This window comes from Siphonobacter curvatus, from assembly GCF_002943425.1.
Classification (GTDB): Bacteria; Bacteroidota; Bacteroidia; order Cytophagales; family Spirosomataceae; genus Siphonobacter; species Siphonobacter curvatus.
Genome location: NZ_PTRA01000002.1, coordinates 258,264 through 273,092, shown reverse-complemented (window position 1 = coordinate 273,092; position 14,829 = coordinate 258,264). Strand labels below are relative to the sequence as shown.

The window sequence follows — 14,829 nt, the reverse complement described above, 5'->3', positions numbered from 1 at the left end:
ACAACTAATCAAAGGGAATTGGAAGGTCTCACGCCTGATCTTTAGGCATCCTACTCATTTACGCATGGCCGCCTTAAAGGCTGCCAGATCCTGAGCGGTGGGAGGAAGAATTTCGGCTACTTCAGCTCCCCGATTCATCGTTGAGTGCTTAAAAACTTTTGCCCGCACGGGTGTACGCTTCTTCTCCGCGGACCGGATCGCTTTCACATACTTCTCACTGTTTCTAAGCTTCATATCCAGGAAAAATACCTGAGCACTCGGGTAGAGGGCGAGCCATGCCGTGTCATTTTTGATGCTCCGCAGTTCGGGCAGTACGGCTCCGGTTTTGTAGGTATCACCCTGTTTAATCACCTTTCCATCGGAGTACTCGTTTTTATGACAGGCCGAGCAAACCAAGAGATAAGTCAGGAGTAGCAGTAAGCGATTCATGGCTTCAAGGTTGATAGATTTCTTTTGTTACTACTGTAACGTTACTCGTGTACAACAGCGTCTACGAATCAATCATCGATTTTACAGAAACTATATTTTCCAAAACGCCTATCTCTTGGCAATCCTTATCCCCTCTTTTTTAAGCCGTTATAAGCCAGCAGAATCAACAGTTCAAAAGCATAAATAACAATCACTGGAAGCAGGTACGCTTCGTCCGTCATGTCAAGAAAATGATACAATCCCCACGTAACGAGAAAACCGAAAAAGAGCATCAAAAACGTGGAAACTGTCACTTTCTGACCATAACGGAATTTATTGATGATGTGTACTAACAGCAGTCCCTGAATAAGCAGAAAGAAAAACAGACAGACAACCGTACCAAACTGATGAACAAAGATCATGGGCTTGCGTTTTTCCAAAGAGCACTCAAACGCAATTATTCTTCATCGGAAAGGGGTTCTTCACCCAGATCTTTGAGCAGTACCAGTCCAATTGCGTTATTTTCAATACTTTCAATTTTGATTTCGTAGCGATCCACTGTTGCCATTTGTCCTACGGCAGGCAGGCGGCCAAATCGCTCAACCAGAATTCCCGCCAGGGTTTCATAACCAGCCCGCTTCTGAATGGGCCGGGGCAACAGTGCATTTACGTCCAGGAGCGAACTGGTAGCCCGGAGCCGATAGCGATGTTCATCCACCTGTTCTACAATCGGCCGTTCTTCGTCGGATTCGTCCTGGATTTCGCCCACCAGTTCTTCCAGAATATCTTCCATCGTGATAAGCCCTTCCGTACCACCGTATTCATTAATTACAATGGCCATTTGCTGACGACTTTGCTGAAACTCCCGCAACAAAGGACGGATTCGCTTCGTGGAAGGTACGAAAAACGTGGGTTTAATCAGCGAACGAATATCGATGCCTGGGCCCTCCTGAAGCTTCAACAGGATTTCCTTTAAATACACAACTCCCAATACATGGTCCAGGTTTTCTTCGTAGCAGGGAATGCGGGAATAATTTTCTGCGATGATTTCGTCCAGAATGGCCTGATTGAACTCCAGTACATCGATACCAAAGATCTGCGTCCGGGGCGTCATAATCTGGCGTACGCTCCGCTCGGAAAACTGAAAGGCCTTCTCCACGAGGGTCAAATCCGAACCCTCGGTATGATCTTCCTTGGCCTGATAATCCTGCTGGCTCTGATGAACCAGATACTTCAATTCATCCGCACTGTGTACTTCCGTACTATGGCTCACCGTAATACCAAAAAGTCGGAGCACCACAGCTGCAATGCCATTTAACAGCCAGATTACGGGACGGAAAATGAGAAAGAAAAATTGCAACGGGTACGAAACAGCCAATGTTGTTTTTTCGGCCTGCTGGATGGCCAGCGATTTGGGAGCTAACTCCCCAAAAACAATGTGTAGAATGGTAATAACCACGAAAGCAACGGGCAGGGCAATCTGGTGAGCCAGTTTTTCGTCTAATTCCAGGCCCACAGCGTGCATACCAGCGATTAGAATTTTGGATACAACCGGCTCGCCGATCCAACCCAGCCCTAAACTGGCCAGGGTGATGCCTAACTGTGTAGCCGCCAGATAGCCATCCAGATTTCCTAAAATTCGGGTGGACAGGCGGGCGGCGGCGTTTCCGGCCTGAGCTTTCATTTCCAACTGCGAGGCTCGTACTTTGACAATCGCAAACTCAGCCGCCACAAAGAAACCATTGAGTAAAACTAGAAGCAGCGTGATTAAAAAGTTGAGTAACATGGTTTGGTTGAATTAATAAACATAAAGAGGGAAAGTGTGGGGATTAAAAACCTAGGATACGCCCTCGTTAGACTTGCTGCAAAAATCCATTGCCAGCCCCAATTCGGAAATCCGGTGATGCCGTTGAACAGCTTGCACACAAAGCGTTTGAATATACGCACGTTTCTTTGCATACAAGCTGTTTTCAGGCTTATTGCCAGCCGCCGCCCAAGGCCCGGTATAAATCCACCAGGGACAAAAACTGAGAACGTTTGGTATTGATCAGGGATAATTCCGATTCCAGAACCGATCGCTGGGCCGTAATCACTTCCAGATAGGTAGCGTAGCCCGTAGCAAACAGGTTATCCGAAGTCGTAGCGGCCTGCTTCAATACATCCACCTGTTGCGTCTGATAATCGGCTACGTTGCGGAAGTTTTCCAGGCCTTTCAAACTTTGTACCACTTCCGAAACGCCCCGTAAAATGACCTGCTGATACGCTAGGAAAGAGCGATTCCGTTCGGCCTCGGTCACCCGTAAATTACCTTTGATGAACCGACGATTCAGTACAGGGGTCGATAAACCGCCTAAAATACCCGCCGTCATGGACTCTACATTTCCCAGTACACCCAGCCGGAATGCATTCAAACCAACATAGGGCGTCAGATTCAGCGAAGGCAGAAATTCGGCCCGGGCCACGGCTACGTCGATGTTGGCGGCTTCTAGCTCCCGTTCAACCTGACGAATATCGGGACGGCGGCTCATGAGCTGAGCCGGTACCCCCGCCGCGACCGTCGCGGGGAGTTGTTGCTCACGAATCGAGATGCCCCGCTGGATGGGTTGCGGATACCGGCCCAGTAAGACGTTGATCTGGTTTTCGGCCTGAAGAATTTGCTGGCGTACGCCGCCTTCCAGGCTTTTTGTATTCAGCAACTGAGCGTTAAACTGCTGCACGGCCAGTTCGGTAACCCGCCCCGCCGCCTTCTGTACTTCAACCAGCGACAGGGCCTGCTGCTGTAATTCAACGTTATCCCGAATGATTTCCAGTTCCGCATCCAGCGACAGCAGCGTGAAATACAGCCGGGCCACCTCGGCTACCAGATCCGTTACGATGACATTACGCCCTTCCTGACTGGCCAGTACCCGATTATACGCAGCTCGTTTGCGGTTACGCAGTTTTCCCCAGAGATCAATTTCCCAAGAGCTACGAAAGCCCACAAAATAATCCGGTACAGGGTTGGGGATGATGCTGGAACCCGTAACGTACTCCGAAAAATTGGTATCGTAATTTCCTACGCCATTGAGGGTATAACGGCCGTAACGGTCCACACCCGCCGAAACAACGGCATCTACCTGGGGCCGCAAGGCGGCCTGACTGATGCCGTACTGGGCCCGGGTTACTTCCAGGCGTTGTAGAGCCATTTTTACGTCCAGATTCCGGGCCAAAGCCGTATCAATCAACGCCACCAGATTAGCATCGGTAAACAGACGGTTGTAGGGATCATTCCCAATACTCAGGGAATCCGTATTGGGGTCGTTTAAACTGCCCGCGTAGGCCGAGGGCACGGGCACCGGAGCAAGGGTCGCAGGCGTATGCCTTACCCGACAACTGCTTAAACTCAATAGCCAGACTCCGGCTAGTATAGAAAGAATTTGACGTTTACGATTCATGAACATACGTAGATTCAGTGGGGGAAGAAACCGAATCGGCCTCTGATTTAGAGCCCATTCGCTCCGCAAGTTTGGCGAAGATGACGTACAGACCGGGTACAACGACTAGGCCGAAAATAGTACCAATCAGCATACCACCCGCGGCAGCCGTACCAATCGAGCGGTTACCTAAGGCTCCGGCACCCGTAGCAATACACAGCGGAATCAGACCCGCAATGAAGGCAAAGGACGTCATGAGGATCGGACGTAGGCGGGTCACGGCACCTTCCATGGCTGCTTTCACAATACTCAGCCCTTCGCGTTGTCGCTGACTGGCAAACTCCACAATCAAAATGGCGTTTTTACCCAACAATCCAATCAACATGACCAGGGCTACCTGAGCATAAATGTTGTTCTGTAAACCGGCCAGTTGCAAACACAGGAATGAACCAAAAATCCCCGTAGGTAAGGAAAGTAGTACGGGCAGAGGCAACAGCAAACTTTCGTACTGGGCAACCAGCAACAGGTAGACAAACAGCAGACACAGCATGAAAATATAAATGGCCTGATTGCCCGAGAGTACCTCCTCCCGCGACATGCCCGACCAGGCAAATGAGTACCCTCGTGGTAATACCTTGGCCGCCACTTCTTCCACGGCTTTCAGGGCGTCGCCACTACTATAACCCGCGGCGGCATCCCCATTGATCAGGGCCGAGGTGTACATATTATAACGGGTGAGTTGCTCGGGACCGTAGACGCGTTCCAGCCGAACGAAATTGGAATAGGGCACCATTTCGCCTTTTTCATTTTTCACGTGCATAGTGAGTACGTCTTCGGGCTTAGTCCGGTATTCGGGCGAGGCCTGTACCATCACCTTGTACATTTGTCCGAAACGAATGAAGTTGGAAGCGTAGAAACTCCCCATCAGGGTTTGCAGCGTACTCATGGCATTGTCTACCGAAATACCCTTCTGGGCCGCTTTATCGTAATCCACGTGCAGCATGTACTGCGGGAAAGTGGGGTCGAAACTCGTAAAGACCTCACCCAATTCCGGCCGTTTCCGCAGGGCGTCCATGAAGGCTTCGGTAACTTTTTTGGTGGCTTGCAAGTCCCCTTTCCCCGTTCGATCGAGCAATCGAAGCTCAAAACCACTGGAGTTACCAAATCCGGGTACGGTTGGGGGTGGGAAATACTGAATGCTGGCTCCCTGAATATGCCGGGTTTGTTTGGTCAACGCCGCAATGACGTCGTCTACCGTTTCCTTCCGTTCCTCCCAGCTTTTGAGGTTGACCATTGCCATTCCGTAGGAAGAACCCGAGCCATCGGTCATCAAACTAAAACCAGCCAGAGTCGATACGTTTTCAACGGCGGGCATTTTCGCCGCCACTCCCTGAATCTGATCGAGTACTTCTTCGGTTCGTTTCACCGTAGCTCCCGCGGGGGTCGTCACGTTCACGTAAATCATACCCTGATCTTCCGTAGGAATAAAACCGCTGGGCAGAATGGTATTGATTCCCCACGTACCCGCTACGAAAATCAGTAATATACCCACCGTTACGACCCGTCGGCTGATGATGCGTTTCAGCAAGCTCTGGTAACGACCCGTCAGACGGTCGAAGCCTCGGTTAAAAGCATCAAAAAAGCGATCTAATAGATTCTTCTTCGCACCTGCCGCGTGTGGACGCAGCAGCAAGGCACACAAAGCAGGCGTGAGCGTCAGGGCGTTCAAACCCGAAATCAAAATCGCTACGGCCAGCGTCAGCGAGAACTGTCGATAGAAAATCCCCACGGGGCCGGACAAGAACGCCACGGGAACGAATACGGCAGACATCACCAGCGTAATGGCAATCAAAGCCCCGCTGATTTCCCGCATAGCGGCAAACGTTGCCTGGCGGGGTGATAAATGTTCCTGCGTAATTTTAGCGTGGACGGCTTCTACGACAACAATCCCATCATCCACAACAATACCGATGGCCAGTACCAAAGCGAACAAGGTCAGCAGGTTAATCGAAAAACCGATAACACTCATGAAGGCAAAAGACCCTACTAAAGCGACCGGTACTACCAGGGCACAAATCAATGTCGATCGCCAGTCCTGTAAGAAGAGGAAGACAACAATAAATACCAGCACGAACGCTTCAAACAGGGTCCGCACCACTTCGTGAATGGAGGCATCGAGGAAGCGGGAAACATCGTAGGCAAAATTATAGGTCATGCCCGGCGGAAACGTCTCTTTCTTGAGCTCAGCCATCCGCTGTTTGACGTTGGCGATAATCTCGCGGGCATTCGAGCCGGGACGTTGTTTGAGCATGATGGCTGCGGAAGGACGTCCATCGGTTTTGGAAAGCACATCGTAATCCAGGGAGCCAAATTCTACATCAGCTACGTCTTTCAGCCGCAGGATCGAACCGCTGGGATCGGCCCGCAGGACAATATTTTCGTACTGTTTGGGTTCAAAAAATTTACCCGTGTAGCGAAGTACGTACTGCAAAACCTGCGGAGCCCGGTCGGCACTCTCCCCGGCTTTTCCCGGAGCGGCCTCCACGTTCTGCTCCCGAATTGCTCGTATGACTTCTTCGGGGGAAAGGTTATAAGCCGTAAGCCGGTCGGGTTTAAGCCACACCCGCATGGAGTATTCCCGGGAACCCATAATATCGGCAAAGCCTACGCCGTCGATGCGTTTCAGCTCGGCCAGAATGTTGATATCCGCAAAATTGTAAATGAACTTTTCATCGACGGTAGAATCGTCACTGAAGATATTCAGATACAATAGCATACTGTTCACTTCCTTCTCCGTAATTACCCCGGCTTTGATTACCTCCTCGGGCAACTCATCCAGCACGGCCGTTACGCGGTTCTGCACATTCATGGCGGCCAGATCGGGGTCGGTACCTACTTCAAAAAAGACCTGAATCAGGGTAGTACCATCGTTCCCGGAAACGGAGTTCATGTACACCATACCGGGTACGCCATTAATGGCCCGTTCAAGCGGTGTAGCAACGGCCTTTGTACAAACTTCGGCGTTGGCACCCGTGTATTTCGTGGTGACGGTAACCGATGGGGGAACAATATCGGGAAACTGCGTCACAGGTAAAGCCGTCAGAGCCAGTACCCCCAGTAGCGTAATAACTACGGAGATAACCGACGACAGCAGTGGCCGTTTAATGAATATATCAAACATGAGTTCATTTATTTTTTATGATCGTTTCATGGGCAGGTATCTCTTCCCTTAAGCACAGTTGGCCTTTTAATTCCTTGATAGAATTGTCAGCGTCGCATGTGATAGGAGGCGATTTGGCTAGTTGTTCTTTCGGCAACAACTTCTTTGAACCAATCCCTACCAGCCATCAACTCTTCATTCATTAGTCATCAGCGTACGAAAACCATACGTTTACATCACCTTGACGGCGTTTTCCTGCGAAATACCGAGGCTATCGCTGGAAATGGGTTTGGGGGTAATTTCTTCACCATCCCGAACATTCTGAATGCCTTCAAAGACGATGCGTTCGCCGGGCTGTAACCCCGAGCTGACAATGTAATGCTTGCCGACCCGGCCCCGGGGAACGAAACTGCGGGATTTCACTTTCCCTCCCTGATCTACCACAAAGACGTAGTTCTTATCCTGTACTTCAAAAACGGATTTTTGCGGGACGAGCAGGGCATTGGAAACCTGTGTACTGATTCGGATTTTACCGGAAGAACCGTGCTTTAAAAGTTGCTTGGGATTAGCAAACCGGGCCCGGAAGGCAATCGTACCGGAACCGCCTTCAAACGTACTTTCCATCACTTCGATGTGACCTTTGTAAGGGTACAGGGATTCGTCGGCCAGCAGCATTTCTACTTCTTTGCCTCCTTTACCCAGCAGATTCCGGTTGTTTTTGATGAAGCCCAGGTACTCGCGTTCCGATACGTCGAAATAGGCGAACACCTCGTGAATGTCCGAAACGGTCGTTAGCAGAGCCCCTTCCTCAATTAGACTACCGATTTTAAAGGGAATCCGGTTGATGACACCGTCGAACGGAGCCCGGATCTGAGCCTGCGTCAGTTTCAGGGCCGCCGCCTGATGTGACGCCCGGGCCTCGTCGATTTCGGCCCGTGCCGCTTCCAATTTGGCCTGAGCCAACTCCATCTCCGAGGGCGATACCACTTTGCTAGCCAACAGCAACTTTACTCGCCCTACTTCTACTTCGGCGGTTTTGGCTTGTGCCTGGGCAATTTTCAGGGCGGCCTTTGCTTTGTCGGCTTCTACCTGATATTCGGCGGCGTTCAGACTAAAGAGTACCTGTCCTTTCTGAACCCGCTGTCCTTCATCCACGTGAATTTTTTCGAGAAAACCTCCTACACGAGCCCGAATCTCTACATTACGAACCGCCTCAAGCGTACTCACATATTCGCGTTGCAATTCCGTAGATTGCTGAGTAAGCTTTACGACGGGCAAGGTCAGTTTTTCGTCCGTTTGATCGGACTGCTCCTGCTTGGTCTGACAACCCGTCAAACACGCACCGAGCAGCATGGCCCCAAAGCCTATGCTCTTTTTCATAATAACAAGCGGTAAATCGTCCGTAGACTGCACTCGTTGAGTCAACATCCTACGAAACCAGTGAAGAAAGAATGGAAAAGAAACGCAGCCCGTCCAGACAGCACGGTATAAACGTACTGCCTCAACGTTCGCTGAGTGAAGGAAAAGAATTTATGCAGTCGCCTGGGGGGGAGGCAAAGAAATTTCCATCATGCAGTGCAGCAACTCAATAGAAGGTTCGGGGGTACGAACTTGGGGTAAGGTTACTACCGTAGGAACCGGCGGTACTAATCGAAAGACCGGAACAAAACAGTAGTCTTGCTGGAATTTAGCGAGGTCGCTATCCTCATCGGGATCATCGTGTTCGGGAATGACATCTTCGAGTCCGAGGCCTTTTTCAAGCACAAACTCAATGAGACTTTCCATGTCGTTGATCGTCGGATCTTCGTGCGTTTCACCGCTTTCCGAATGGATTACGATATGGTCGGGCGTGTCAATGCTCAGGTTGATGACGTGTAACGCCATCACCAGACAAAACATCTGATACAACCACCAACTTCGTTTTCTTTTTTTCATTCGGTCCAATCAACCCCATACAAAACTAAATCTAAACTAGCCCTAATGCTCAAAAAGTGGATAAATCTTAAAACAAATTGTTTATATCCTACTATTACTTGTTGATTTAATGATATTCTAATGCTAGTCACTAGGGAAAGCTATGTTTTGGTGTATAGAAAATGTGGGGCGATTTTTGCCGATTGCGTTAACGATTCATAGCCTTTTCAGCGAAAAACAGGATTCGCATGGCTCAAAAATCGCTTACTTTTGTTCCCAGAGCTTCTCTCTTAACGTCATGCATTTTGAAACTCTTGCGTACTTACAAACCGGTACGCCTCGCCAACAGGAAGCGTATCGCGTACTTACGCAGTATCAGGTTTTAGAAAAACTCAGCGGGTACGATCCACTGCTGGTCGGAACGATCCCCTTGAATATCGATATCGAAAGCAGCGATCTGGACGTGATCTGTTACTGGCAGGATCAGCAGGAGTTTATCGATACAGTACGAGATTCGTTTAGCAGTTTGAAGGATTTCCGAATTCGTGAAAAGCGAGAAATCGTGGTCGCGACGTTCAGGCTGAATACGTTTGACATTGAAGTTTTTGGACAGAATCTTCCTACTCGCCAACAATTGGGCTACCGCCATATGCTCGTGGAAGACCACTTGCTACGGCAATACGGCGAAGACTTCCGCCAACAGGTCATTGCTTTGAAACGCCAGGGTTACAAAACGGAACCTGCGTTTGGTAAACTACTCAAACTTACCGGCGATCCCTACGAGCAATTACTACGCTTTGAATGATCTACGCTTGCATCGCGACGTTAATATGATTGATCAATACCTTAAAAATTAACATGTGGTATACTTCTTTAGCGTAAATTTTACTCACATGTATACCCTATGAATCAAGCTATGATATGCCCGTTGATCCTGGTTGTGGAAGACGATAAAGAGTACCAGGAGTTACTGGAAAGAGGCCACAAGAGAAGCCAAATTTCTTGTGAGTTTAAGATAGTAGATTCGGCGGAAGAGGCATTTCAGTATCTGGAAAATCATCATACGATTCCCAATCTTATTTTGCTGGATTATGATTTGCCCGGCATGGACGGCCTGCAAATGGTAGAAGAGCTGAAAAAGTCGTCTTATCGGGCTCTGCCCATTCTTATGTTTTCCGTGCACAATCGTCCTCAACTTATTGAGCAGGCCTACGAAAAAGGAGTGAGTTCGTTCATTCCTAAACCCGATGGTTACACCTCGATTATCGAACTTTGGCATAGCATCTGTACCTTTTGGGGTGAGTATGCCAGTTTGCCTACGCTTACTTAACTTACAAGTATAGATTTACAATACTTTCTGCTGTATCCCGCGTGATGTAAAAAGCGTATTCTGTAGTGAATCGTTTGTTTCTCTCCAGATTTACATACCTAGATTTGGGTGAGCCTGAAAAGATTACATCGCTAGTAGCTCAACCCATACTAAGGGCTTGAGTGAAGTACGGACTTCTTCTAATCGTCTATCTTCTTCCATAAGGCATCAAAGGCGGACAGTTCATGAGTGAGCAGTAACCGTTAACTCTGACTATTCATACCCATACAAAAGGCCTGATTCAGGAATGGCTTTCCTGTTTCTGGTTGATTAACAGACGAATACGAATCAGAGTACCTTTTTCGCTGGTTTCAATTTCCATGTTCGCTTTTAATAGCTCACATAGACGTTTGACAATAAACAAGCCAATCCCTTCCCCGCTGTTTTCACTGCTTTGTTTGTTACTCAATCGGGTTGCAGGAACTTCCGGATCCAGAATTTCTACCTGTCTATGCGAGCTGGTTGAGTGTACGTAAGGCTGCAGCTGCTGGGCTAACAGAGAAACGACTCCTTCTTTGAGGCCAGGACCTGTATCCTGCACACTTACCTGCCAGCGGGAGTCCGTTTCCTGTATCCAGGTCACGTTTACCCATCCTTTTTCCGTATACTTGAGGGCATTGAGTAAGAGATTCTGAATGATCCGTTCTATCTTCATGGGGTCGCCCACTACTAATAATTTCGGTGGACCATCAACATTTAGCTTCAGCTTTTTGGTTTTTGCCAGCCCTTCAAACCTTTTAATGATTTTCTGTAATAATTCACTAGCATCGAAAGGCTGGTTCTCAATTACTTCCTGACCAGCTTCCAAGCGAGCGTAATTCATCAACTGCGTAAGCATATCTTCGGCCGCTCGTATATTTTTCGCCAGCATTTCCAGAAACTTTTGCCGATCCGACTCCTTCTTGGGCAGCTGTAAGGAAGCCGTAGCTCCCGAAATTAGTCCCAGATTACCGCGTAAATCATGCGAAACCTGGCGCAGGTGTTCGCCCCGTTGTTTTGTAATTTCCTCCAGGTTTTTCAGGGCATTTTCCAAGGTTCGTACTTGTTCAGCGGCGGCCGTTTGGCGAAGCTGATCAAAGTACAAAATGCTTCCTAAATTTAAATCTTTAGCTAACTGAAGAAGCTGGCGATGAGCATGCGTCATTACCTGTACTTGCGTATCCGGATACTGGTCCAGAAAGGCTTGGAATCGCTCCTGAATGACTTCGTATAAATGACTCAATTCCCGCGACAATTCACTGAGGGAGTATCCACTTTGCCAGCGATGAAGCCCGTGCTCTTCGGAAAACTCAAGAACGTTGTTGTTTTTTTTCTCGCCTTTGATGCGTTGCGATAGATAGTTAAGCAGACTCGGAATTTGATCGTTGAATTCTTCCCGTGAGAAGTTGGTATGCTTAGGAGAGGCCGGATCACTGGCACACCGCATCCGCCAAGCGTTCAAAATAGTTTCCCGATTAGCAAAGAGATAATCTGTTAATAAATCGAGCTGGGTACTGTATTCCGAGTTCTGTTTAGCCATTGGCTGGAAGATCTGATGGATCCCTTGATTTGCTTAATAAACCTTGAATGGACGAAAGAGTTTTGCATTCACGGATTTGAATCATGGCTGGCGGAACGGATTAAACCCCAGTCCTTGATTTTTTACGCCTATCTTTAGCATTAATCGAATGCTCGTGCCTATCTTTGTCGCATCTTAAAGATCATTTCCATGTTATAGTTAAGTAAATCGGACGGGTACTACCCCTTTATCACTTCTCTTTCACGAAGTTTAGATAGTAGTCCAATTCACCCCTACGCCTTGGTAGTGGGTTCTTACTTAGCCCTTATGTGATTCATCGTTTTTCTTCTTAGGCCGTAATCGAGCCATCCCTACCCAACGTTTCCGCCCCGCAGCCGGGCCCGGATCGTCAATTCTTTTTATTTTTTTAAGACTTACCTTCATGAGTATAATCGTGAACGCACTTTCCTATGTGCATGCCAACGGTGACGCCCTACTGGACTCGATCAGTCTTTCAGTTGCTACGGGGGAAAAAGCCGCTCTTGTCGGCAATAATGGCGTAGGAAAATCTACTCTACTACAAATCATTGCAGGCCAGCGGCAAGCCGCTTCGGGAGAAATAGTCCTTTCCGAAAAACCCTATTACGTACCCCAGCATGTAGGTCAATATGATTCATATACCGTTGCCGAAGTACTGGGCGTGGCAGAAAAGCTGAAAGCCCTACGGGCCATCCTTTCGGGCGACGCAGCTGAAGCACATTTTACGACATTGGCCGATGACTGGGAACTGGAAGAACGCCTACAGGCGGCCTTTGAATCCTGGCACATCAAAACCCTCGATCTCGACCAAACCCTTGGAGGGCTAAGCGGTGGCGAAAAAACCAAGGTTTTTCTGGCGGGTCTGTTTCTGCATTCGCCCGGTATTGTACTCTTAGACGAGCCGACGAACCACCTGGATGGTACGAGTCGTCTACGACTGTACCATTGGCTGAGTCAAAGTAAAACTACCGTACTCATTGTCAGTCACGATCGGGCTTTGTTGAATCAGTTGGATACTACTTTGGAACTTGGCAAGGGCCATCTGGAGGTATACGGAGGGAATTACGATTTTTACCAGGAACAGAAACGAACCCAGCGGGAAGCGTTAAAAGCACAGGCTGATGAACATGAAAAAACCCTTAAACAGGCACAGCAGAAGGCTCGTGACCTAGCTGAGCAACGCCAAAAACAGGAAAGCCGGGGTAAAGCCCAGGGGCAGAAACAGGCACTGCCTCGCATCATTGCCGGTGGTCGAAAAACTCAGGCCGAACAAAGCACGGCCAAGCTCAAAGAGGTCCATCAGGAAAAGCTACAGGACTTATCCGGTCAGCTTCGCTCGGTACGTACACAATTGCATCAGACTCAGCCCTTACATTTAGTACTGGAATCTTCTGATTTGCACCATGGAAAGCTGCTCATCGAAGCTCAGCATCTCAACCAGCATTTGGGGGAATCCAGTCTTTGGCCAGAGCCCTTACAGTTCCAGATTTGTTCCGGCGACCGTATTCGAATTCAAGGGCCCAATGGGTCGGGTAAAACAACACTTTTGAAACTGGCAACGGGTCAGCTAACGCCTTCCCAAGGAGAAGTAACACGAGCGGATTTTTCGTACGTCTACCTTGATCAGGAATATTCACTACTGGCCAGTGAACTGACGGTTTTTGAGCAGGTTCAACGGTTCAACAACCGACAATTACTGGAACATGATTTGAAGAATCTCCTACACCAGCATCAATTGCCGCGGGCAAGTTGGGATCGTACGTGTGATAGCTTGAGTGGCGGGGAGAAAATGAAACTGGCCCTCTGCTGTTTGCAGGTTAGTCAAAACCGACCCGATTTGCTGTTACTGGACGAGCCTACCAATAACCTGGACTTAACCAGTCAACAGATTTTCACGCGGGCTGTAAAAGATTTTAAGGGCTCCTTACTCGTGATTTCGCACGATGAATACTTTATTGAAGAAATCCAGGTGAATCGTACGCTTTCGTTAGCTTAAACAAAAGCTCAGGTGGTCAGCTAACCACCTGAGCTTTTACTGACCATAAATTACTCCTGGCTATTTTATGCCTTCTTACGAACAGCCCTGCACATCCGCTTAGCAACGTACGTTAGCTAACGGCTCTGATCGGTTCAATTCTTGATAAAACCTGATCCATATAAGAAAAAGTCAATTCATTCTTCTGTATAAACTAAAAAATAGGCTTAAAAGGGATTTTAAGCCCTTTTTAATACAATATGCAGGGTCTTATTTCTTAAATGAATCTAATTTTGGTCAACCAAGCAGACGGTATTCCCCAGTATCTCTGATGTATAGCCCACTAGGATAGACTTTCGATCGAAACTTCCGAACTGCTTCCTGCATCTCAAACTTCGTAAAACGCCTGATCGGTACTCATTACAACGAGTAAAATGGCTGAATAGCCTAAAGTTAGCCGGTTAGCCAACAAACGTGAGCCGGTGTGATTTTAACCAACGAGGATGAAGATTCGATTTTTCATATCGCTTTGTTTTCTCCTGTGGACAGGATGTAGCTCCTTATATGCGGCAACGTTTAAGGATGCTCTCCGCTATTCATCCCTTTCCGTCGCCGGTTTCTGTGAAACGGCTCAGCCCGACACACCCGCCAATCTTCAAACGCTCCAATCAACCCCTTCCGAGGCTCGGCACGGTAAAGCCAATCTGGAAGCAACCGAACTGAAAGAAGAGAAAGAAGATGAAAAAGGACAGTGGTCGCCTCACTCCATCGGTGCAGCTAGTGCTTTTATTGCCGTAGCGTATCTTCCTTTCTTTCGCTGGTTTATTCGTTCTGAAACTGCACAATACCTTCAGGATCAGCAGGTTTCCTATAATTTCTCAGACCGTTACCTTTTCCTTCGCGTACTTCGCTTATGAGCTTAATCGGGTTTCCTAACTGAACCTGACCTTACATATCCATTACCCTCCATTTCAATTAGCATCCCGCTCAGGGGATGTCCCTGGATTGTATTGTTTACACCTTCCATAATAACTACTTAGTAACCCGTATTCC

Annotated in this window: 12 protein-coding genes; 4 read left to right on the top strand and 8 right to left on the bottom strand. The window is 48.4% G+C overall.

All coding sequences use genetic code 11. The features are described 5' to 3' along the window. Positions 1-54 precede the first annotated feature (54 nt). From C5O19_RS16335 to C5O19_RS16305, 7 genes are all read right to left on the bottom strand, one after another. On the bottom strand, positions 55-429 hold the full coding sequence (locus C5O19_RS16335) for a hypothetical protein (protein ID WP_104714471.1): 375 nt from the start codon (positions 427-429) through the stop codon (positions 55-57). 125 nt (positions 430-554) lie between these two features. Further along, entirely contained in the window at positions 555-830 is a 276-nt protein-coding gene (locus tag C5O19_RS16330) for a hypothetical protein (RefSeq protein ID WP_104714470.1), read from the bottom strand. 35 nt (positions 831-865) lie between these two features. Further along, positions 866-2,194, bottom strand: coding sequence for a hemolysin family protein (locus tag C5O19_RS16325; RefSeq protein WP_104714469.1), 1,329 nt, complete (start codon positions 2,192-2,194; stop codon positions 866-868). Positions 2,195-2,384: 190 nt separating this feature from the next. Further along, positions 2,385-3,842 (bottom strand): TolC family protein, encoded by a 1,458-nt coding sequence (locus C5O19_RS16320; protein WP_104714607.1) that lies wholly within the window; start codon positions 3,840-3,842, stop codon positions 2,385-2,387. Further along, positions 3,832-7,002 (bottom strand): efflux RND transporter permease subunit, encoded by a 3,171-nt coding sequence (locus C5O19_RS16315; RefSeq protein WP_104714468.1) that lies wholly within the window; start codon positions 7,000-7,002, stop codon positions 3,832-3,834. The genes C5O19_RS16320 and C5O19_RS16315 overlap by 11 nt, the downstream gene beginning before the upstream one ends. A 210-nt stretch (positions 7,003-7,212) precedes the next feature. Then, complete coding sequence (locus C5O19_RS16310; protein ID WP_104714467.1) at positions 7,213-8,361, bottom strand: efflux RND transporter periplasmic adaptor subunit; 1,149 nt, start codon at positions 8,359-8,361, stop codon at positions 7,213-7,215. A gap of 150 nt (positions 8,362-8,511) precedes the next feature. Next, the gene (locus C5O19_RS16305; protein ID WP_133163380.1) at positions 8,512-8,916 is read right to left on the bottom strand and encodes a hypothetical protein; all 405 of its coding nucleotides are present in this window, start codon (positions 8,914-8,916) and stop codon (positions 8,512-8,514) included. A 277-nt stretch (positions 8,917-9,193) separates the two neighbouring features. On the opposite strand from C5O19_RS16305, the gene C5O19_RS16300 reads away from it, so the two are divergent. Together C5O19_RS16300 and C5O19_RS16295 are read left to right on the top strand one after the other, a co-directional pair. Further along, positions 9,194-9,700, top strand: coding sequence for a DUF4269 domain-containing protein (locus C5O19_RS16300; protein WP_104714466.1), 507 nt, complete (start codon positions 9,194-9,196; stop codon positions 9,698-9,700). Between the two features lie 99 nt (positions 9,701-9,799). Beyond that, positions 9,800-10,225 (top strand): response regulator, encoded by a 426-nt coding sequence (locus tag C5O19_RS16295; protein ID WP_094808500.1) that lies wholly within the window; start codon positions 9,800-9,802, stop codon positions 10,223-10,225. Positions 10,226-10,505: 280 nt separating this feature from the next. On the opposite strand, the gene C5O19_RS16290 is transcribed toward C5O19_RS16295, so the two are convergent. Then, entirely contained in the window at positions 10,506-11,783 is a 1,278-nt protein-coding gene (locus C5O19_RS16290) for a sensor histidine kinase (RefSeq protein WP_104714465.1), read from the bottom strand. Positions 11,784-12,216: 433 nt separating this feature from the next. Between C5O19_RS16290 and C5O19_RS16285 the strand changes: the two genes are divergently transcribed. Continuing rightward, positions 12,217-13,797: an ABC-F family ATP-binding cassette domain-containing protein gene (locus C5O19_RS16285; RefSeq protein ID WP_243406420.1), complete on the top strand. Its 1,581-nt coding sequence runs from the start codon at positions 12,217-12,219 to the stop codon at positions 13,795-13,797. Between the two features lie 482 nt (positions 13,798-14,279). Further along, the gene (locus C5O19_RS16280; RefSeq protein ID WP_104714463.1) at positions 14,280-14,693 is read left to right on the top strand and encodes a hypothetical protein; all 414 of its coding nucleotides are present in this window, start codon (positions 14,280-14,282) and stop codon (positions 14,691-14,693) included. Positions 14,694-14,829 lie beyond the last annotated feature (136 nt).

Excerpts from the sequence above, each read along its gene's own strand:
- C5O19_RS16305 (WP_133163380.1), bottom strand. The coding sequence starts at position 8,916 with ATGAAAAAAAGAAAACGAAGTTGGTGGTTGTATCAGATGTTTTGTCTG.
- C5O19_RS16280 (WP_104714463.1), top strand. The coding sequence starts at position 14,280 with ATGAAGATTCGATTTTTCATATCGCTTTGTTTTCTCCTGTGGACAGGA.
- C5O19_RS16320 (WP_104714607.1), bottom strand. The coding sequence starts at position 3,842 with ATGAATCGTAAACGTCAAATTCTTTCTATACTAGCCGGAGTCTGGCTA.
- C5O19_RS16330 (WP_104714470.1), bottom strand. The coding sequence starts at position 830 with ATGATCTTTGTTCATCAGTTTGGTACGGTTGTCTGTCTGTTTTTCTTT.
- C5O19_RS16290 (WP_104714465.1), bottom strand. The coding sequence starts at position 11,783 with ATGGCTAAACAGAACTCGGAATACAGTACCCAGCTCGATTTATTAACA.
- C5O19_RS16310 (WP_104714467.1), bottom strand. The coding sequence starts at position 8,361 with ATGAAAAAGAGCATAGGCTTTGGGGCCATGCTGCTCGGTGCGTGTTTG.
- C5O19_RS16335 (WP_104714471.1), bottom strand. The coding sequence starts at position 429 with ATGAATCGCTTACTGCTACTCCTGACTTATCTCTTGGTTTGCTCGGCC.
- C5O19_RS16300 (WP_104714466.1), top strand. The coding sequence starts at position 9,194 with ATGCATTTTGAAACTCTTGCGTACTTACAAACCGGTACGCCTCGCCAA.
- C5O19_RS16315 (WP_104714468.1), bottom strand. The coding sequence starts at position 7,002 with ATGTTTGATATATTCATTAAACGGCCACTGCTGTCGTCGGTTATCTCC.
- C5O19_RS16295 (WP_094808500.1), top strand. The coding sequence starts at position 9,800 with ATGAATCAAGCTATGATATGCCCGTTGATCCTGGTTGTGGAAGACGAT.
- C5O19_RS16325 (WP_104714469.1), bottom strand. The coding sequence starts at position 2,194 with ATGTTACTCAACTTTTTAATCACGCTGCTTCTAGTTTTACTCAATGGT.